The following is an 18,714-nucleotide window of genomic DNA, read 5'->3' as shown; positions in this document are numbered from 1 at the left end:
GGAGTGGGGTGATGGGGGGACAAGGTAATGGGGAGTGGGCTGGAAGTTGTGTTGGAAAATTCGGGTTTTCTATCCCCTTGTCCCCTTGTCCTGATTCCCAATTTCCTAAAACTTGCAGCCATTCTTGCCAGCGTTGAAACAGCCCCTGCCAGTCGGATGCGTCCAGACTTTCGGTTGATTGATCGGGTTCTAATCCAGCGGCTTGCACCATGGAACGTGCTAGTGCCGGACTTAAACCTCGATAACTCTTGAGTAGCTGACGCCCTAATGCTCCTGGAACTAAACTGACTCGTTCTTGCCAGCGTTCTTGGGATTCGCTCAAGCTGGGAGTCGTGCCGATGAGGGCGGGAGGGGGTTCGTAGGGCTGACCGGTTTGAATGGGACGGACGCTGGATTGCTGAGCACTCACTTGATGAGCTGCTGTGACAATGAGATTATCGGCTCCTGTGAGGATAAGGTTACTGTATTTGCCGATAACTTCCACGTACAGGTGCCAAATTGCCGGATCTCCAGGGCGGCGGGCAAATTGCAGATCTAATACCCGTTCCCATGGGGCAATTGTTTCAATTGCGACTAGGGCTAAACCGTTTAACTGGTGCCGCAGTTGGTCGCTGAAGGTAAAGGTATCGGGGGTTCGGGGCGGTGGGTTACTGATGCAAATCCTGGCGGCTTGGGGATGCCAGGATAGGGTTAGCCACCCGCGACTGTTGAGGGTGCGTAGTGCGAGGGAGATAGTAAAGCGATCGCGCTGATAAACTTGTTCGATACGTGCTGGTATCCATTCAGCGCGTATCTCAGCACAAGCGGCGATGAGGGTCGTAAAATCAACCAGTTGCATACCCAAGCCCTGTTTAGACGTAACTACTTATTTTTGGGTTTGTCCTCTGTCTTGAGGAAGAACTAATGACCCGAAACTACGATTGACAGCTAGCAAACCTAATCTTTTTGAGCTTAAAACCTAAAATCAGGTTGTTCTGTACAATTTAGCCTTGTAAGGCTCAATTTTTGTGGATAACATTGAAATTAAATCCTCTTAATCGCTCCTCGCGCGGCTCTGCCGTTATCTCTCCATGGACATTCAACTGATCAATATCGGTTTTGGTAACATCGTGTCGGCAAACCGAGTCGTTGCGATTGTCTCCCCAGAGTCTGCTCCTATCAAGCGTATCATTACGGATGCCCGCGATCGCGGACAGCTCATTGATGCGACCTATGGGCGTCGGACTAGAGCTGTGATTGTCACGGATTCTAGCCATGTTATTCTCTCAGCCATTCAGCCGGAAACGGTTGCCCATCGCTTCGTAATTGGCAAAGATGGGAGTAGCAGCAATAATTAAGCCTTACTGAACCTGCAAAATGCAAACAGGCAAACTTATCGTATTGACCGGTCCGAGTGGCGTGGGCAAGGGAACATTAGTGCGATCGCTCCTGCGACGCTATCCTCAATTGTACCTGTCTATTTCAGCGACCACTCGCCAACCCCGCCCTGGGGAAGTTGACGGCAGAGACTATTATTTTGTCAGCCGTGAGAAATTTAAGGAAATGGTGGCAGCTAATGAGCTGCTAGAGTGGGCTGAGTATGCAGGGAATTACTATGGAACTCCCCGAACTCCTGTAGAGGAACAAATTCAATTGGGGCAGTCTGTTCTATTAGAAATTGAAGTGGTTGGGGCAAGGCAAATCCAAAAAACGTTTCCTACTGCCTTGCGTATTTTTATCCTACCTCCCAATTTAGAAGAATTAGAGCAGCGAATTCTCGGTCGCGGTAAGGATAGTGAGGAAGCAATTGCCCGACGCCTGGAACACGCCAAAGCTGAAATTGAGGCGGCTGATGAGTTTGATTTGCAAATTGTGAATGATGATTTGGATGAAGCGCTTGTGAAGGTTGAAGGAGCGATTTTTGGATAAAAATTAATTTTTAATTCTTCCAGAAGAGGATAAACGGAGCCTGTAATAAAACAGTAGGCTACCTGAAAATTGACCTGACAAGGATGAAGGATTTTCACCCAAGAGGGTGTAGCCGAGGATGAAAAACTCGGTTACGTTTTGATTACAAGCCCTTGCTTTTAAGGGCAGGGATTAATTCATCCTTCAGCCTTCAGTTAATCTACTGGTAATCTACTGGTGACTTTTGGTAAAGAGTAATGTCAGTATTGAAGAACTAGTATCAGGGAGCATCGCTAAAGTATCGAAGCTCAATCTAAATCATTGCAATCTAATGCAAATTAATATAAATCCCCCTGTACTGGAGCAACTTATCGATCTACTCCAATCCTGTTTTTCTGTGGAAGAGGTTCGCACAGCCATTGAACCCCTGATGGAACAACTCTTTCCGAACGAAGCTGGTGCAATTTATATAATGAGTTCCTCAAAAAATCTGCTAGAGGCGATCGCAACTTGGGGTTCGTTGCCCTTAAGTAGTGATCCGATATTTACTCCCAACGAATGTCTCGCCCTGAAAAGAGGGCAAGCTCACTTAGCCGAAGATACACATCATTGTTTACTTTGTCAACATATCCGCAAAAATTCCCTGTCTGTCGAAACCTTATGTGTACCCATGATGGCTTATGGGGAGCCTGTGGGAGTGTTATCAATCACTTCTCACAAGCGGGGAAAAATTGCCGGAATCAGGGAACTGGCAGAAAAAGTTGCTAAATATACAGGATTAGCATTAGTCAACTTAAAACTTCGGGAAACCATTAAAAACCAAAGTTTCCGCGACCCCCTTACTAAACTTTACCATCGGCGTTACTTAGAAGAATCCCTGGAACGAGAACTCCACAAGTCAAAACATCACCCCCAGTCTGTAGGCATCATTTTGCTTGAAGTCGATCACTTTGAACACCTCAATAATAGTTTGGATCAAGCTGCCAACGACTTCCTGCTCCGAGAGATAGGCTTGTTCTTACCCCAGAAAATTCGGGCTTCTGATATTGCTTGCCGTTATGGAAGCCAACAGTTTCTGCTACTGTTGCCAGACGTGCCACTGACAGTTACCCAAAATCGAGCTGAACAACTGCGGCAGGCAATTGAGCAACTATCTGTCGAATACAGAGGTAAGCTTGTCGGCTCAGTTTCAATATCTTGTGGAGTAGCAAGTTTCCCAGAAAACGGCACGACGGCAAAAGAAATAATCCAAGCTGCTCAAACAGCACTCAACCAGTCTCAAGAACTAAGAATGCTGCATATCTAAGTTAAATGTGGCATAGCTTAGGCTGCGATCGCATTGTGGAGATTTTCAACTCCTGAACGTCTGAACTTCTCTGCCTTTTGTCCTATTTCGGATTCCCGACTCTCCCCCATCCCCCTAGAGGGGATGGTACGCTAAGGGTTAGTGGGTGTGCATTTGTCAAGGTAAGGCAAAGCACTCCAGCTATTGAAGTTCAATCTATCGATAGGAAAGCAAAGTGGTTGCCACGCCTGAAAAACTTCAACCTGTATCATCCCCGCAAACTAGCGGTAGCGATCGCGTTGCCGTTTTGCTCATGGGCTACGGTGAGGTCGAAAGCTATGAAGACTTTGCCAATTACAATGAACAAGCCTTAAATCTACTCACGGCTAAATTCGCGCCCGTACCAACCTGGATCTATCCACCCTTAGCGAAGATTCTGGCAATTTTTGATTTCCACGAGTGGGGACATCAGCACAACAACTTTATCTCACCCCACAACAAAATTTTTGAGCAGCAACGGGCGGGTATTGAACAACACCTGCAAGAAAAATGGGGCGATGGCGTTCAAGTCTTTAAAGCCTTTAACTTCTGCGCTCCTTTTCTGCCGGAACAAGTACTGGCTGAAATTCAAGCACAGGGCTTTGACAAATTGCTCATCTATCCCCTGCTCGTCGTTGATTCTATCTTCACCAGCGGCATTGCGGTCGAACAAGTGAACAAAGCACTGGCGAAGTTGACTGAAGGGAGCGAACATTGGGTCAAGGGACAACGTTACATCCCATCCTTCTACAACGAACCCGACTACATTGACTTAACAGCCCAACTGGTTGAGGAGAAAGTCGCCGCCGATTTAGCACAAGCGCATCTGCCCTCCCAAATTGGCATCGTGCTGATGAACCACGGTTGTCCCCACGAAGCTAAAGGTTTTACCTCTGGCATCATGGAAAGTGAAGCGCTCTACGAGCGAGTACGGGAGAAGTTAATTAACAAATATCCCCTTACTTCCGTCGGCTGGCTCAATCACCAGACTCCCTTGATTAAGTGGACTCAGCCCAATGCTGAGTTAGCTGCCAAGAACTTAATCGATTTGGGTGCCACAGCGATCGTGTTTATGCCGATTGGCTTTGCTACAGAAAATCACGAAACGCTGCTAGATGTTCACCACATCATCCATGACTTGCAGCACCGCAACCCTGATGTTACCTACATTCAGATGGCTTGTGTCAATGACCATCCTGATTTTCTAAAGATGGCGGCTGATTGGGCTAATTCTCATATTGAAGCACTGTTGGCGGAAACTGCGATCGCCGTCAATCCTCAATTGGCATCGGTTCAGGCATCAAGCCACCATCACCACCACGACCACCATCATTAGTTCAAAACTAGTGTAATTGTCTGGCACTGTAAATACACGCCCTGCTCCTTTGATGGGGTAGGGCGTCTTTCCTGCCAAATCCAGTTGTATAGTTATATAGACTTCTTCCTAGAGACAAACAATTTCGACACTTTCATCTATCCTAGTTATGACTTTAGTCGGTTAGCTAAATGCCATCTGCTACCTTCAGACTATGACCGAAGGACAAAATCGCGACCAAGCAGGTCGTCTGATTTTATTTACTACTCTCTGGCTGACGCTATTCGTTCTATCCGTTAAAGTTTCAGCAGCTTGGGCAACGCGATCGCTAAGTCTGATGGCAGAGTCCCTGCACACCCTGATCGTCAGTTTCAGTATGCTTCTGAGTTTGGTAAAACTGACAGCCCATGACCGCCCGATGGCACGCTCAGTTTATGGTCATGGCAAGCGAGAAACATTCATCACCTTCCTGCTTATTGCCTTTTTAGGCTTTGTGGGTTTGAATTTGTGGATTATGTCGAGTCAGCAGTTAACCACCGCGACTCAGGGAGAACCCCTACCGTTTCCAATCCGTGTCAGTTTGCCCTTAATACAGCTATTGGGCGTTGTGGTAGCAACTAGCTTGGGTTTGGCACTTCTGAGTCTTTATAAAGGCAAAGTTTTGGGTAATTCTGCCCTCCGCTTTAATTCCCGTCAACTATTAAAGGATGTCTGGCTGACACTCTTGGTATTAGGTGGGCTTTTGGGAGTGTGGTGGGGGTTAGTGTGGCTAGATGTGGTGCTGGCAATTTTGTTGGTGTTATTGGCGGCTGGTAGTTGTTGGCAAGTGATTAGCTGGCAGTTACCCCTCTTAGTTCAGCAAACAGCGATCGCTCCTGAAGTTCTTGCTCAAATTGCTCACCAAGTCGGGGGTGTTACTCACTGCTACAAAATTCAGTCGCGGGGGATTATCGGACGATTGGTGTACATTCAGATGCACCTGGTCATACACCCGGAGTTTGCTGGAGTTACAACGTTGATTGTTGAGCGAATAAAAGGAATGCTCCAAGAACGTTACGGTTCCGTTCAAGTAACTTTTTATATTGATGATGACTTTCGGGAAGCGGTAAATTGGCACCGTTCAACGCTAAAGTCAGAAGCTAACGGCAAAAGTGATCATCTTGATGATTAACTAGTTCTTTATCAATGACAGGGCGCTAGAGTAAATTTCATAAACCGGAATTATTCCACTGGGTACTGATGATGGCTGTTTGGCTTGCACCAGTAACACGATAGTGGCAACTAAAAGAGTAAGGATAACGGTGATCGTCATTCCCAAAAGGAACCTTCTCGCGGTTTTGCTAGGCTTGCGAACAGTGCTGTTTTCGTCTTGGATGGGATGTTCTAAAGCTTTTGGGTCAGAGTAGCGATCGCAATAGGAACCTGTTGTTAGTGGGCTAACAGTATAATTTTGATGTCTAAATGCTTGAGTTTTTTCAGTGTTCATCTTAAATTCCACCTTACTATAGGGAGCTTAAATGAAGAGGGTTTAATTGTGCTAACCTACTTAAATTGCTTCAAATCAGGGTATTGCCCATGATACAATCAACAGGTGAACCGGATTTCCTTTCTATGAGTTAAAGTCAAGCCAGGGAAAATTAGCACATCAGGGAGGAATTGGCTGATCTATTTTAAGAGACTCTACTACCAAGATAGCTGTTTCGATCATCTGAGCGACTCTACCTGGGAATAGATTGGTAGCTATATCCCAAGCATGAATTTTGGCTTTCTATGGGTCACTCAGTAGTACCAAGTTCTAACTCAGAGTGCATAGATGCCGTCTTAAATCGGGGAATGATAAGGTAGAAGGGGTTAACCATCTCATCTTTAGTATATCTATCACTCTAGATTTGCATTAGCCTTCAGTTTAGCTTCTTTCTCTTCAAGTTGCTGGTGTTGCTGTATTAACTCTTCTTCCTTAGCTTTCAATTTAGCTTCTTGCTCTTCAAGTTGTTGCTGTTGCTGTATTAATTTTTCTTCCCTAGCCTTAAATTGGGCTTCTTGCTCTTCAAGTTGCTGCCGTTCGGGTATCAATTCGCTTTCGAGGGTTTGAATATTTTCTCGACGCGCTTCCATTTCAGCTCGCTGGCGAGTCAAGTCCTGGCTTTGCAGCGTCAAGTCTTGCCGCCACTGTTCGCTACGAGCTGCTTCTTCTTCCAAGAAACTTGGAGTAATTCCATGGGCTAGGTACTTCTGCACGAAATCCAATACCCAATCTTTGGCAGACTGAATATCTAGAACCTCTTGAGTTTCAGAAAGATCTACCAACACCAACAAGCCTTCGCTCAGGGAGTTGGCATTAGGCAGCGGAATGCTTTCTGGGTTAATGATTGCCCAGGAATTTTCAGAGTTTTGGCGGGCGAGCAATTGAAGTTTTGTCCCGCCTACACTCTCGTTGTTTTGCACTTGGGCCAAGTGTAGCATTGCCTGTCAGTTGTTGTTGGTTAGTGATTAGAAACCCTGCTTGAGAAGCAAAAAAGCTGCCTCTTTAGAGCCGATTGAGGCGATCGCGCAAAATCTCCGCCTGCTTTTGTGCCTCTGCTAAAGCATCCTTCGCACCCTGCACGACTTCTGCTGGAGCTTTGCTGACAAATTTCGGATTAGCCAGACGAGCAGAAAGGGATTGGATTTCCGCTTCTACTTTGCCTAAATCCTTTTCTAACTTAGCGCGGAGAGCGTCTACATCCACAATACCAGCGAGGGGAATCAGGGCTTGGATAGTACCGATAACACCTGCCATCGTTGTTTTGAGTTCTTGCTCCAATGCTGAAGTAATCGTTAAAGTTTCTACCTCGGCTAAGTCTTGAATGTAAGACCGACCTGCTTCCAGAATTTGACGTTCGTCAGAATTCTCACTTTGCAGAATAATCGGTACCTTTGTCCCTCGCTTGATATCTGCCTCAGCTCGGAGGTTGCGAATGGTGCCGATTGTATCAATCAGCAGCTCGAATCGCTGCTCCAGTTCCGGATTGATGGGGGTGGCAACGGATGGGGTAACAGATGTAACAGATGAGGGATGGGGTGTTTCTGCTGCTTCAGTCTCAGCGCTAGGCACTTTTGGATAGGGTTGCAGCGCTAAAACGTCTTCATCCTCAGCTTTTTGTGTGAGTGTGTGCCAAATTTCTTCGGTGATGTGAGGCATGAACGGATGGAGAAGTTTCAGGATACCCTCTAAGACATGGGCGAGGGTTTTTTGAGCAACAATCCGTGAAGCTGAGGTTGCTTCTTGGCGCAGTCGGGATTTAACCAGTTCGATGTACCAGTCACAGAAGTCACCCCAAATGAAGTCGTAGAGTCCCTTAGCCGCTTCTCCCAACCCGTAGGTATCGAGGTATGCACGAGTTTGATGGACGACTTGGTAGAAGCGGGAAAGAATCCAGCGATCGCACAATTCCAACGCCTCAATTTCTCCTGCTAGTGGAGAACCCAACTGCTCGGGCGTCTTCCCCTCCAAATTCATCATCACAAATCGGGCAGCATTCCACAACTTATTAGCAAAGTTGCGCGATGCTTCCACTGATACCGATTCATCGGTTTTGCGGTTGTATTCTAAGCGAATATCTTGACCTGCCCCTGCTACTTCCTTAATTAGGGTATAGCGCAGGGCATCAGTGCCGTACTTGTCAATCAGGATTAAGGGGTCGATGCCATTGTTGGCTGACTTCGACATTTTCTTATTGTTCTCATCTCGCACCAAACCATGAATGTAAACCGTTTTAAAGGGCATTTGACCTGTGAAATGTCCTGCCATCATCGTCATTCGAGCAACCCAGAAGAAGATGATATCAAAGCCTGTTACTAAGGTGGTGGTGGGGTAATAGGTCTGGTAGTCAACTGTCTCGTGGGGCCAGCCTAAGGTAGAGAAGGGCCACAAGCCGGAAGAAAACCAGGTATCGAGAACGTCGGGGTCTTGTTGAAGCTTGACAGTTTCGCCAAATTGTGATTTAGCTTTTTCTAGAGCTTCTTCTTCGTTATGGGCAACAAAAAAAGGCGTGTTGTCCTTAATTTCTCCATCGGTTTCGCTGACGGCATACCAGGCAGGAATTTGGTGTCCCCACCACAACTGGCGAGAAATGCACCAGTCTTCTAATTTCACCAACCAATCTCGGTAGACTTTACGCCAGCGTTTGGGGACGATTTCGGGGGAGTTGTGCTGGTCGAGGAATTCTAGGGCTTTATCAGCTAGGGGGCGAATTTTGACAAACCATTGGGTTGAGAGGAGGGGTTCGACGGGGACTTTCGCGCGATCGCTATAAGGGACGGTATGCTTGTAATCTTCTACTTTGACGAGGAAGCCCTCTTCTTCTAAGCGTTTGACGACACTCTTGCGGGCGTCAAATCGGTCTTGTCCTTGGAAAGAACCCGCCTTTTCGTTTAAGGTGCCGTCCTTATTCATAATGTTGATAAAGGGCAGGTTGTGCCGTTGACCCATTTGAAAGTCGTTGGGATCGTGTGCCGGAGTTACTTTCACGCAACCTGTCCCGAAGCTGGGGTCAACCAACTCATCCCCAATAATCGGGATTTCTCGCCCCATAATGGGTAGGGTTAGGGTCTTACCAATAAGGTGCTGGTAGCGTTCGTCCTGAGGGTTCACGGCAACGGCAGTATCACCCAACATGGTTTCAGGTCGGGTAGTTGCCACTTCTACAAAACCGCTGCCGTCGGTGAGGGGATAGCGGAAGTGCCACAGATGCCCCTCAACTTCTTTATTCTCTACCTCCAAATCCGAGACGGCGGACTGCGATGCGGGACACCAGTTCACCATGTATTCGCCCCGGTAAATCAGTCCTTCTTCGTAGAGTCGGGCAAAGGCTTCTAGCACAGCTTTGGATAAGCCTTCATCCAGGGTGAAGCGTTCCCGCGACCAATCCACCGAGACGCCCAAGTGCCGCAACTGATTGACAATTGTACCGCCAGATTCTTTCTTCCACTGCCAAGCGCGAGTGAGATAGTTCTCGCGTCCCAAGTCGTTGCGAGTTTTGCCTTCTGCTTTTAATTGCTTGTCGAGAATCGTTGATACCGCAATACTGGCATGGTCGGTGCCCGGTAGCCAGAGGGTATTGCACCCTTTCATACGCTGGTAGCGGACGAGGGTATCGATTAAGGCACTCTCGAAGGCATGACCCATATGCAAGCTACCCGTGACATTGGGCGGCGGAATGACGATACAGTAGGGTTCACCGCCTTGTTCTGGGTGGGCTTGAAAGACTTGATGCTTTTCCCAGAACTTCTGCCATTTGGCTTCAGTGGTGGTTGGGTCGTATTTAGTTTGTAGGGTGGGATTGGTTGCAGTCATTCTTTAGGGTCTAATTTTACCTAAAATTGTGCCATATCAAACAAGGGAGTTTTGAGATTAGCGCTGTTGCCGCTTTTGATAGCTGGGACTTTGCGACAATCGCACTCCCACATTAACCTCGGTAGTTAAATAGATTTACTAATAGTCAGAGTTTAAATCAGTAATACTGTTTGAACTTGTTACCTATCGCTACGAGCCTGTATTTACTGGAGGAATTAAACATTATCCCTAATGGGGGGGGATTCGTTACAAATTGGTTAAGTGATTTTGTTATGACTGTACACCGCGATAATATAGAGGTTTAATCCTAAAACAACAAATTATTAGGGATGCGAGTGTACGCTCCATTGGTTCTAGCTGATGAAACACACCCTTTCGGTTCTGGTTGAAGATGAAGCTGGGGTTCTGACTCGAATTGCCGGTCTATTTGCCCGTCGAGGTTTTAATATTGAAAGTCTGGCTGTTGGTCCGGCTGAACAGGTTGGTATTTCTCGGATTACGATGGTAGTGCCGGGAGATGACCGTTCGATCGAGCAGCTTACCAAGCAACTCTACAAGCTGATTAATGTAATCAAAGTCCAGGATATCACTACAACCCCTTGTGTAGAGAGAGAGTTGATGCTGATTAAGGTCAATGGCACTAGCTCAACGCGATCAGAGATTATTGAACTAGCTCAGGTATTTCGGGCGCGGGTAGTTGATATTGCCGAGGAGTCACTGACGCTGGAGGTTGCGGGTGATCCGGGGAAAATGGTAGCGATTGTGCAGGTATTGAGTCGATTCGGTATCCGCGAGATTGCCCGGACTGGCAAAATTGCTCTCGTCCGGGAGTCGGGGGTTAATACGGAGTATCTCAAGTCTTTGGAGGCGAAAGTTTAGGTTTTGCTTGTTCCTGAAGCGCTGGAGGGGTTGTATTGAGAGAACCTCCAGCGCTTTATCGTTGGGAGGACGGTTCGATACCCAATCGTATTAATTTAGAGCAACCAAGCCTTTTTAGCAAAATCAGCGGGCTTCTCACTATCTTTTTGAATGGGTCTTCCTATGGTCTGTTGCTGCGGCTGCATTTGCTTTATTTGCCTATTTGTCTTATCTTCTTTGTTTTGTTTTGTCAGGGTGTTAATTTCCTGAGTTAGCCGTTCGTTGGCTTGGGCTAGTTGAACCGCTGCTTTTTTGGCTTGCTCAAATTCGGCTTTCAACCCCTCAATTGTCTTGAGTTGTTGTTGCAGTTTCTCAACTGAGTCTTTCTGCTGTTCTAAATTAGCTTGCAGGTCGGTAATTTGTTGCTGTAGAGAGGCTTCTCGTTGATTGGCTTCTTCTAAAGCCTCTTTTAACTCGATCAGCGTTGTATCCTGATGTTGAGTTTCTTCCAGTGCCGCTCTCAACTCTGTTACCGTTGCTTCCAACTCAGCCTTGGTCGGAGCGGAGCGTCTAGCATTCGATTTGCTTTGTGTAGTCATTGTTGGTTTCTCCACTGCTTCAGTATCCTGCTCTAAATCTTGTTCGCCAGAGGTTTCATTGTTTTCCTCGTCGGGTTCTGCTAACTTTTCTACCTCTTCCCGCAGCAGGTCTGTCAAACGTTTCTTTGTCATTTATCCCCCAATCACGCTGTAATTCGTCTATCACGCGGCGATAGTCTGACTGAGCTTCACGGGCATTTTCACCTCGCCATTGAGTAATGGGTACGCCCTGAAGTGCGGCTCGTTCGTGAGCTTTATAAGTCCGTATAAACGCATGGAATGCTGGGACTCCTAGTTCCCGAAGCGTGGTTTGAGCTTCCAGCGCTTCTCTGATACTGCGGGAGTCTACCCGCGTTAGTAACACCCGATAGGTAGTTTTCTGCGGGGCAATTGCTTTGCGCACGGTTTCAATCAGCACAGCCAAGTCCATGGGCGCGGGTGGTGTCGGCAAAACGATGTAATCGGCGATCGCCACAACTGCGGCTAAAGCTTCCGAACGGAGTGCTGGCGGAGTATCCACCACCGCTAACTCGTAGCCTTGGATTTTCTGCAAACGGCTCAAGAGTTCGGGATTTGTTTCTTGAGCAAGGTCAAAACCCATGCCACCTTCAGTTCGTTCTGCCCACCACGTTGCCGAACCTTGAGGATCGGCATCAACCAACAGGACTCGTTTTGTATCTGAAAGAGCTGCGGCTAAATTGATTGAGGTAGTTGTTTTGCCAACGCCTCCTTTACCATTAATGATAGCGATTATGCTTGGCACGATAAATCCACATTATTTCCGAAAAACTTGGTGCTAGTTTGTAACGTTTACTCACACAAAAACCATAAAGCTTTGCTTTGCATCGCTTATCCTTTTCTTAAAACCCGATTTTTCGACCCTTGGCTTGAATGGACTTCCGGGGCTAGCTGTAGATAGTGAATTGCACTAATTTTCCTCTATTAATTAGAATGCCAGTCTATGGGAGCAAAAGCAAGAGTCGGCGCGACTGCGAAACTAGGCAGGGGAAGCGGAGCCTGTAGCAGGGATTGTCATAAAGTGTGACCTCTTCAGCCCTTGAGGGAATTGAATGGACGTTTTTTGCTATCTCGATCTAGATGCATAACTCCCCATTGGTGCATGGCATCAATGATGGGTTTCAAACTCTCTCCTAATGGCGTCAGGGAATACTCAACTTTCGGCGGCACTTGCGGATACACTTCTCGGTAAACAATTCCATCAGCTTCCATTTCCCGCAGTTGTTGGGTCAGCATTTTTTGGGTAATTCCGTTCAAGGCTCGGTGCAACTGACCAAAACGTTTCACACCTGGAAATAATTCCCGCAGAATTAAGACTTTCCATCGTCCGCCTATTACCTCTAGAGTTCTTTCCACAGGACAACTTGCTCTCTCGCTGACGGTTGCTTTGACTTCCATAGTATCTTTTTGGATATTACCTTACTTTAAAGTACATACTTATCATAATAGCTGTAAAGGGTATAAAGTAGAACTATACGAAAAAGAAAAACAAATAAAGGTTGAAAGCTACTTGCAACTGCAAACATACCAGTAATCCCCCTTATTGTGATGGGAATCACAGCAAACTTTAATGGGTCATTTGTCCTCTGTAAAAATTAATGACTAATGACTAATGACTAATGACTAATGATCAATAGATGTAACTGAGGACTAATATGATTAAACTTCGCAAAGCTCAAGAACGAGGACACGCCAATCACGGTTGGCTAGATACTTACCATACCTTTTCCTTTGCCAACTATTATGACCCAAACTATATGGGATTTCGCAGCCTACGGGTGATTAATGAAGATCGAGTCAGTCCCGGCAAAGGTTTCGGTACCCACGGACATCGCGATATGGAAATTATCACCTACGTCCTTGAAGGAGCGCTAGAACACAAAGACAATATCGGGAATGGTTCAGTGATTTATCCCGGCGATGTCCAGCGGATGAGTGCTGGCACGGGTATCTTGCACAGCGAGTTCAACCACTCCCAAAGCGAATCTGTTCACTTGTTGCAAATTTGGCTGTTGCCGAAAACTACGGGAATTTCGCCAAGCTATGAACAGCACAATTTTGGATTAGCAAAAAATCCTGGTCAACTGCGCTTAATTGCAGCACCCGATGGTAGAGATGGAGCTGTTACTGTCCATCAGGATGTGAATTTGTATGCTGCAATTCTTCTAAAAGGCGATCGCATTTCTCATTCCCTACAACCCCAACGCCATGCCTGGGTACAGGTTGCTCGCGGTGCTGTGACGCTAAATGGCTTATCCCTCGAACAAGGGCATGGCGCAGCGATTAGCGACGAAACGGATTTAGCGATCGCAGCAACAGAAGATGCTGAGATACTACTATTCGATCTCCCATGAACTGGCTCATAACTGAGTCACCTTCACAGGGCTGGAATAATACTTCCCCCTTCCCCTCAACTCTTCAGCCAAGAGACAAGGGGATTTTTTTTGCACGCCATATTGTATTAGTGATTGCAGCCAATTTACACAAAATATGCTATAAGATAAATTTCGCGACCAGAGCGCTTTGAAGAGTTCAGCAGCACAACTCAGGATGAAAATTAGAGAATATGGTGTTTAGAAGGGTGCAACTATTTATGAGCAGACAATGACCGAAGAAACGTTTAACCAACAGATTACACTATCCCTCAGACGGGTAGAAGCGCTCTGGCAGAATGCACAGGAATTGCTGAAGCTGCCCGGAGAGCCGTCTCAATCTTCTGAGGAGTTTTCCACTCAGCCACAAAAACTTCTAATGGAGAGTTTGACAGAACTGTCTCACTCCCTGCAAGAGTTGCAATTTGCTGCTGGGGAACTACACCAGCAAAATGAACAGCTCGTCGAAAGTCGCAGGACGCTAGAAGCAGAACGCCAACGCTACCAAGAACTTTTTAATTTTGCCCCAGACGGTTATCTGGTAACAGATCTTGATGCGACAATTGTAGAAGCGAACCAAGCAGCAGCTCGATTGCTGAACGTTTCCCCAGAGCTTTTGGTTGGTACATCATTAGTCGTTTTTGTCGCAACCCAAGAACGCCGAGACTTTTACTATAAGTTGAGTCAATTGCAACAGGGCGAATCTATTACGAATTGGCACGTCCAGATTCAGCCGCGTGGCGGTGACTCTTGCCTAGCGTCGTTTAGAGTAGCACCGATTCAAAATTCCTCAAATCAAGTGGTGGGGTTACGCTGGCGACTCGAAGACTTGCCTGCCACACGGCACCGCGAGTCAACTGAACAGCAGAGCAAAAACCTTTTCTGTTCTATGGTTGAACGGGCAGCGATTGGTATTGCCATTTTGGACAGTCAGGGGCGCGTTATCAATAGCAACCAGATGTTACGAGAAATGGTTGGTTGTGACTCCGAAGCGTTGCAGACATTTTTTCCTAAGTTGATGAACTTGGATAAACCAGGAGTGGAGTCGGCAATGTTTCATCAACTGCTGACAGGACAACGCTCCTCTTACCAGGTAGAAAAGCATCTGGATAAGCCAGAGGCATCGGTTGAGTGGGGACGCTTGACTGTTGCCTTAGTGTCCGGTACAGATGCCGAGCCAACCTGTGCTACTTGTATCTTCGAGAATATTACCGAGCAAAAGCAAATTAAAGCCGCACAACAGGCGGTTATCAAACAGCAGCAGGACATTAAGCAGCAAGCGCTTAAACAGTTAGAAGCCAGTCAAAAAGAGCAGGCTTCTACGGCAAAGCCACCACCAGAGAAACTTAGCCAAAATTCAGATATCTCCGTCGAGCAGATGGGAAAACTGCTGAATGAGATTCTATCGAACTCCAGCGATTTTTTCTTTATCTGCGATCGCTCTGGGAAATATATCTATGTGAACCCGACAGCCGCAAAAGCATTGGGATTGGCACAAGGGGATTTGATTGGGAAAACCTGGCAAGAACTCAATCTGTCTGCCCAAATCGCCGAACGGCTGGATGCTCAACAAGAGACGGTGCTGACAATTGGACAGTTCATTACTGATGAAGCGAGTTTGACGACAGTAGAAGGGGTGAGGGATTATGAATATAAGATAACCCGCCTCAGCAATACGAATGGCAACGACGCAGCGGTGGTTGTTACCTTTAAAGACATCACCCAGGAGAAGCAAGCAGCAGTAGCAGCCAGTGAAGCTTTAGCGAAGGAAGCAGAGTTTAATGCGCTCAAATCTCACTTTGCTAAGTTTACCTCGGCTGTCACTCAGGAACTGCGCAATCCGCTCAATAGCATTTTTTCTTACGCCAAAGTCCTTGAGAGTAATCATCTGGAAGGGAATAATGAACAAAAAAGTCATTACCTCCAGCGCATTCAAATTGATGCCAAACGAATTAATCAGCTTCTGAATGACCTGCTGTTGGTTAAAAAAATAGAAATCGGTGAATTGCGGCTAAATCCCACCTGGATTGATTTGACGGCGTTTTGCAATGAATTAGTCCATGAGTTGCAACAAAGTACCTTTTCCCATCATCAGATTACCTTTGTCAGTCAATGTCAGCGTTCTGGGATGTACGATGAAAAGGTGTTGCGGCGAATTCTGACGAATTTGCTGCTCAATGCCATGCAGTATTCACCAGAGGGCAGCAAGATTCAGTTTGAGCTGGTATGCCCAAGAGAACAAGCCGTTTTTCGTATCCAAGATTTTGGTATTGGCATTCCTGAAAAAGACCAACGATTACTATTTAAAGCGTTCCATCGTGGCAGCAATGTCGGTGCAATTGCTGGGAGTGGCTTGGGATTGTATATGGTTAAGCAATGCGTGGACTTAGAAGGAGCCACAATTGGCGTAGAAAGTCAAGTCGGTGTGGGTACAACCTTTACTGTGACTTTACCCTTGAAGCAACAACCTGTGGGGAGTTGAAAGGAGCGATTCAGGAATGGGTAAAGATACTCATCTCCATTCCCCATTCCTTATTCCCCATTTTCAGCTTACTAAGTGGATGAAGATTTGCTATGATAGCAATCTGGGAAAGTCGCGGACGTGGCGGAATTGGCAGACGCGCTAGATTTAGGTTCTAGTACCGCAAGGTGTGAAGGTTCAAGTCCTTTCGTCCGCATTTGAGAACTAGTATTGTATTTTTCCACAAGTCCCTAAGCGCTTTCTTCCTAAGGGGATGCCTGTTGAGGACTTACGGAGCTACACCACAAATAGGGGTAATGGCGCGTTATGCTCCGCTGGACAGCTACGCTTCACGCACGCCCTCCCTTCCTAGCTGTAACCTCCTCTTAAGACTGAGATGAATTGATACTGCCTCAGTCGATGTCGGTGGGTAAGTCATCGATTGACATTCCTGCCTGCTCTAGCAGTTCTTTTAATCGTCGGATTTGAGCAAAGTTCAGTTTTATCACTCGTTCGCCTGCTTCGTGGCGGATGACGGTTCTGCGCGATATTCCCAAACAATCGGCTATTTGCTCCTGAGTCATTCCCAGTCGCTCTCTGACTTCCTTAAGAATTGGCAATTCTGGGTTGCGTTCTGAGTTTTGATCGTCTACCATTTTACTTGTTGAGTGACACTCGGTCACTTTTGAAGCCACAAAAATAACGGGGAAACACTTTGGGAAGTCCCTATACTTCCTGTTTCCCTGTCTCTCTATGGGTAGTTTCTCACACCAAGCAAGTCAGCCAAGAGTTTAAACTCTTGGCTCATAGCGAAAGTCCACTTAAGTGGACTGAATTTCTTGTGCTGCAATCTTTTAGTCCTCTTCAGAGGACTTTAGGGGCTTGCGGAGAAATAAGCTCCCAGTCATCCTAGAAGATATAGGAAGAAAAGAGCAACCTGCTTGTGCTATCCATCTCTACCCTGGGAATCTCCAGAATAATGCTAAGCGACTCGATTAAATCTACCATCAAAGATGCAGCCACGAAACTGACGGGCAACCGAAAACGAGCCTTCATGGCAAAAGTCACCGAAGACTACTTCGAGGGTTCAGCCCGTAAAGCAGAAACCGTTTTAGGCTGGTATCGTCACAGCGTCCAACTGGGGTTGCATGAACGGCAAACAGGGATTGTCTGTGTGGACAACTATCAGGCAAGGGGACGACACAAAAGTGAAACACTCTTACCCAACTTAGAAGCAGATGTGCATTCCCTGGTGGATGCTCAAGCCCAGGCAGATCCTTTCATTGCAATCTCCCCTGCTCTATACCCGCATTAGTGCCAGAGCGGTGCGAGAAGCACTGATGAGTAAAATGGGCTACCAGCAAAGCGAGCTGCCCACTCGCCAGACCATGGGTGAGATTCTCAATCGCATGGGGTATCGCCTAAAAAAACACAAAAAACGAAACCGTTGAAAAAGATTCCTCTTTCCCGATGCTATTTTTGAAAATGTGTTCCAACACAATCAAGCATCGGACGACAATCCTAACTCATTACGAGTGTCTATTGATACTAAAGCCAAGGTCAAGATTGGGAACCTCTCACGCGGAGGCAAAGCCCGTACCCTGGAAGCCAAGCAGGCAGATGACCATGATACAGAGTGGCAGAACGTCTTAGTTCCGTTTGGGATTCTCAATACCCAGACAGACCAACTCTCGATTTACTTGGGTCAATCGGCTGAAACCAGTGATTTTATCGTTGATTGTTTAGCGGCTTGGTGGAGTGACAATCAACCCCATTACTCCCATCTAGATGAATTAGTGATTGACCTCGATGGAGGGTCTGCCACCCGTTCTAACCGCACCCAATTTATCAAACGGATGGTCGAACTGTCCCAAACGATTGGTTTAACCATCCGGTTGATTTACTACCCTCCGTACCACAGCAAATACAATCCCATTGAACGGTGTTGGGCGGCGCTAGAAAACTATTGGAATGGGGCGATTCTAGATTCAGTTGAAGTTGCTCTACACTGGGCTTCCAATATGTCTTGGAAGGGAGTTGCGCCAATTGTACATCGGGTTGAAACCACCTATGCAAAAGGCATCAAGGTTCTGGGCGCAGCCCTAGAACAGTACCAACCCTTCTGGCAACGTTCTGAAACATTACCTAAATGGGATATCACAATTGTTCCCGCTTGATTGGGAGGTTATTTTCTTGCAATTCCCTTAGTAGCTTTGATGTGATTGTCTACTGCTGATTCATAGGCTTGGTAGGATGCTTCACCCTGCGTATTCTGGACAGTTTTAGCATTTTCCTGAAAAGCTTTCGCTAACGTTTGTATAGTTTTGCCATCCTCTTCGATTATCTGTCCGTGTTCCTTGCGAAGATACTCTTTTTCTTGTAAAGACTTTCCCCTTTCCTCTACCTGTTTTCCATGTTTCTCTACCTTTTCAGCGTGTTCCAGCGCAAGCTTTGCGGTTTTTTCGGATACCCCATGCCTCATGCTTCCCATTTTTTTGCCCTCAACTAGAAACTGACTGTTATGCTAACGCCAAGCTCCCCCTAC

18 protein-coding genes, 1 tRNA gene and 1 pseudogene are annotated in these 18,714 nt (G+C 46.7%); 11 read left to right on the top strand and 9 right to left on the bottom strand.

Annotation, left to right across the window (positions count from 1 at the left end):
- A partial coding sequence (locus IQ257_RS12630; RefSeq protein ID WP_193933057.1) for an Rqc2 family fibronectin-binding protein occupies nt 1-838 on the bottom strand: 838 nt, incomplete at its 3' end.
- 232 nt (nt 839-1,070) lie between these two features.
- Between IQ257_RS12630 and remA the strand changes: the two genes are divergently transcribed.
- From remA to IQ257_RS12605, 5 genes are all read left to right on the top strand, one after another.
- On the top strand, nt 1,071-1,337 hold the full coding sequence (gene remA, locus IQ257_RS12625; protein WP_193873578.1) for an extracellular matrix/biofilm regulator RemA: 267 nt from the start codon (nt 1,071-1,073) through the stop codon (nt 1,335-1,337).
- A gap of 19 nt (nt 1,338-1,356) precedes the next feature.
- Nucleotides 1,357-1,908 carry a guanylate kinase gene (gene gmk, locus IQ257_RS12620; protein ID WP_193873577.1) on the top strand — a complete coding sequence of 184 codons (552 nt, stop codon included), beginning with the start codon at nt 1,357-1,359 and terminating at the stop codon, nt 1,906-1,908.
- A 310-nt stretch (nt 1,909-2,218) separates the two neighbouring features.
- Nucleotides 2,219-3,193 carry a diguanylate cyclase gene (locus IQ257_RS12615; RefSeq protein ID WP_193873576.1) on the top strand — a complete coding sequence of 325 codons (975 nt, stop codon included), beginning with the start codon at nt 2,219-2,221 and terminating at the stop codon, nt 3,191-3,193.
- 214 nt (nt 3,194-3,407) lie between these two features.
- Entirely contained in the window at nt 3,408-4,547 is a 1,140-nt protein-coding gene (locus IQ257_RS12610) for a ferrochelatase (protein WP_193873575.1), read from the top strand.
- Between the two features lie 193 nt (nt 4,548-4,740).
- The gene (locus IQ257_RS12605; RefSeq protein ID WP_193873574.1) at nt 4,741-5,697 is read left to right on the top strand and encodes a cation diffusion facilitator family transporter; all 957 of its coding nucleotides are present in this window, start codon (nt 4,741-4,743) and stop codon (nt 5,695-5,697) included.
- On the opposite strand, the gene IQ257_RS12600 is transcribed toward IQ257_RS12605, so the two are convergent.
- From IQ257_RS12600 to IQ257_RS12590, 3 genes are all read right to left on the bottom strand, one after another.
- Entirely contained in the window at nt 5,698-6,012 is a 315-nt protein-coding gene (locus IQ257_RS12600; RefSeq protein WP_193873573.1) for a hypothetical protein, read from the bottom strand.
- A gap of 392 nt (nt 6,013-6,404) precedes the next feature.
- A complete protein-coding gene (locus IQ257_RS12595; protein WP_228060662.1) occupies nt 6,405-6,989 on the bottom strand; it encodes a hypothetical protein in 585 nt (194 codons plus the stop codon).
- Nucleotides 6,990-7,053: 64 nt separating this feature from the next.
- Nucleotides 7,054-9,861, bottom strand: a complete 2,808-nt coding sequence (locus IQ257_RS12590; RefSeq protein ID WP_193873572.1) for a valine--tRNA ligase — start codon at nt 9,859-9,861, stop codon at nt 7,054-7,056.
- Nucleotides 9,862-10,221: 360 nt separating this feature from the next.
- Between IQ257_RS12590 and ilvN the strand changes: the two genes are divergently transcribed.
- The gene (gene ilvN / locus IQ257_RS12585) at nt 10,222-10,740 is read left to right on the top strand and encodes an acetolactate synthase small subunit (RefSeq protein ID WP_193873571.1); all 519 of its coding nucleotides are present in this window, start codon (nt 10,222-10,224) and stop codon (nt 10,738-10,740) included.
- Nucleotides 10,741-10,835: 95 nt separating this feature from the next.
- Here ilvN and IQ257_RS12580 read toward each other — a convergent pair whose 3' ends face one another.
- The 3 genes from IQ257_RS12580 to IQ257_RS12570 all read right to left on the bottom strand — a co-directional run bounded on the left by IQ257_RS12580 (nt 10,836) and on the right by IQ257_RS12570 (nt 12,734).
- Nucleotides 10,836-11,450 (bottom strand): hypothetical protein, encoded by a 615-nt coding sequence (locus IQ257_RS12580; RefSeq protein ID WP_193873570.1) that lies wholly within the window; start codon nt 11,448-11,450, stop codon nt 10,836-10,838.
- Complete coding sequence (locus IQ257_RS12575) at nt 11,374-12,081, bottom strand: ParA family protein (RefSeq protein WP_193873569.1); 708 nt, start codon at nt 12,079-12,081, stop codon at nt 11,374-11,376. The genes IQ257_RS12580 and IQ257_RS12575 overlap by 77 nt, the downstream gene beginning before the upstream one ends.
- Before the next feature lie 287 nt (nt 12,082-12,368).
- Nucleotides 12,369-12,734, bottom strand: a complete 366-nt coding sequence (locus tag IQ257_RS12570; protein ID WP_193873568.1) for a winged helix-turn-helix transcriptional regulator — start codon at nt 12,732-12,734, stop codon at nt 12,369-12,371.
- A gap of 257 nt (nt 12,735-12,991) precedes the next feature.
- Between IQ257_RS12570 and IQ257_RS12565 the strand changes: the two genes are divergently transcribed.
- The 3 genes from IQ257_RS12565 (at nt 12,992) to IQ257_RS12555 (ending at nt 16,386) form a co-directional block, all read left to right on the top strand.
- Nucleotides 12,992-13,690 (top strand): pirin family protein, encoded by a 699-nt coding sequence (locus tag IQ257_RS12565; RefSeq protein ID WP_193873567.1) that lies wholly within the window; start codon nt 12,992-12,994, stop codon nt 13,688-13,690.
- Nucleotides 13,691-13,940: 250 nt separating this feature from the next.
- Nucleotides 13,941-16,190 carry a PAS domain S-box protein gene (locus tag IQ257_RS12560; RefSeq protein ID WP_193873566.1) on the top strand — a complete coding sequence of 750 codons (2,250 nt, stop codon included), beginning with the start codon at nt 13,941-13,943 and terminating at the stop codon, nt 16,188-16,190.
- Between the two features lie 114 nt (nt 16,191-16,304).
- Nucleotides 16,305-16,386: transfer RNA gene (locus tag IQ257_RS12555), tRNA-Leu, on the top strand.
- Between the two features lie 196 nt (nt 16,387-16,582).
- Here the strand turns inward: IQ257_RS12555 and IQ257_RS12550 are convergent.
- Complete coding sequence (locus tag IQ257_RS12550) at nt 16,583-16,825, bottom strand: helix-turn-helix transcriptional regulator (protein ID WP_193873565.1); 243 nt, start codon at nt 16,823-16,825, stop codon at nt 16,583-16,585.
- A 323-nt stretch (nt 16,826-17,148) separates the two neighbouring features.
- Between IQ257_RS12550 and IQ257_RS12545 the strand changes: the two genes are divergently transcribed.
- Both IQ257_RS12545 and IQ257_RS12535 read left to right on the top strand, forming a co-directional pair.
- The gene (locus IQ257_RS12545; protein WP_193933056.1) at nt 17,149-17,484 is read left to right on the top strand and encodes a hypothetical protein; all 336 of its coding nucleotides are present in this window, start codon (nt 17,149-17,151) and stop codon (nt 17,482-17,484) included.
- A pseudogene (locus tag IQ257_RS12535) lies at nt 17,408-18,346 on the top strand (ISAzo13-like element transposase-related protein). Before IQ257_RS12545 ends, IQ257_RS12535 begins: the two are co-directional and overlap by 77 nt.
- A gap of 8 nt (nt 18,347-18,354) precedes the next feature.
- Here IQ257_RS12535 and IQ257_RS12530 read toward each other — a convergent pair.
- Complete coding sequence (locus IQ257_RS12530; protein ID WP_193873562.1) at nt 18,355-18,660, bottom strand: hypothetical protein; 306 nt, start codon at nt 18,658-18,660, stop codon at nt 18,355-18,357.
- Nucleotides 18,661-18,714: the final 54 nt, after the last annotated feature.

This window comes from Coleofasciculus sp. LEGE 07092 (assembly GCF_015207375.1).
Classification (GTDB): domain Bacteria; phylum Cyanobacteriota; class Cyanobacteriia; order Cyanobacteriales; family Coleofasciculaceae; genus LEGE-07092.
The sequence above is the reverse complement of the archived record's forward strand: the minus strand, read 5'-3'. Positions and strand labels throughout refer to the sequence as shown.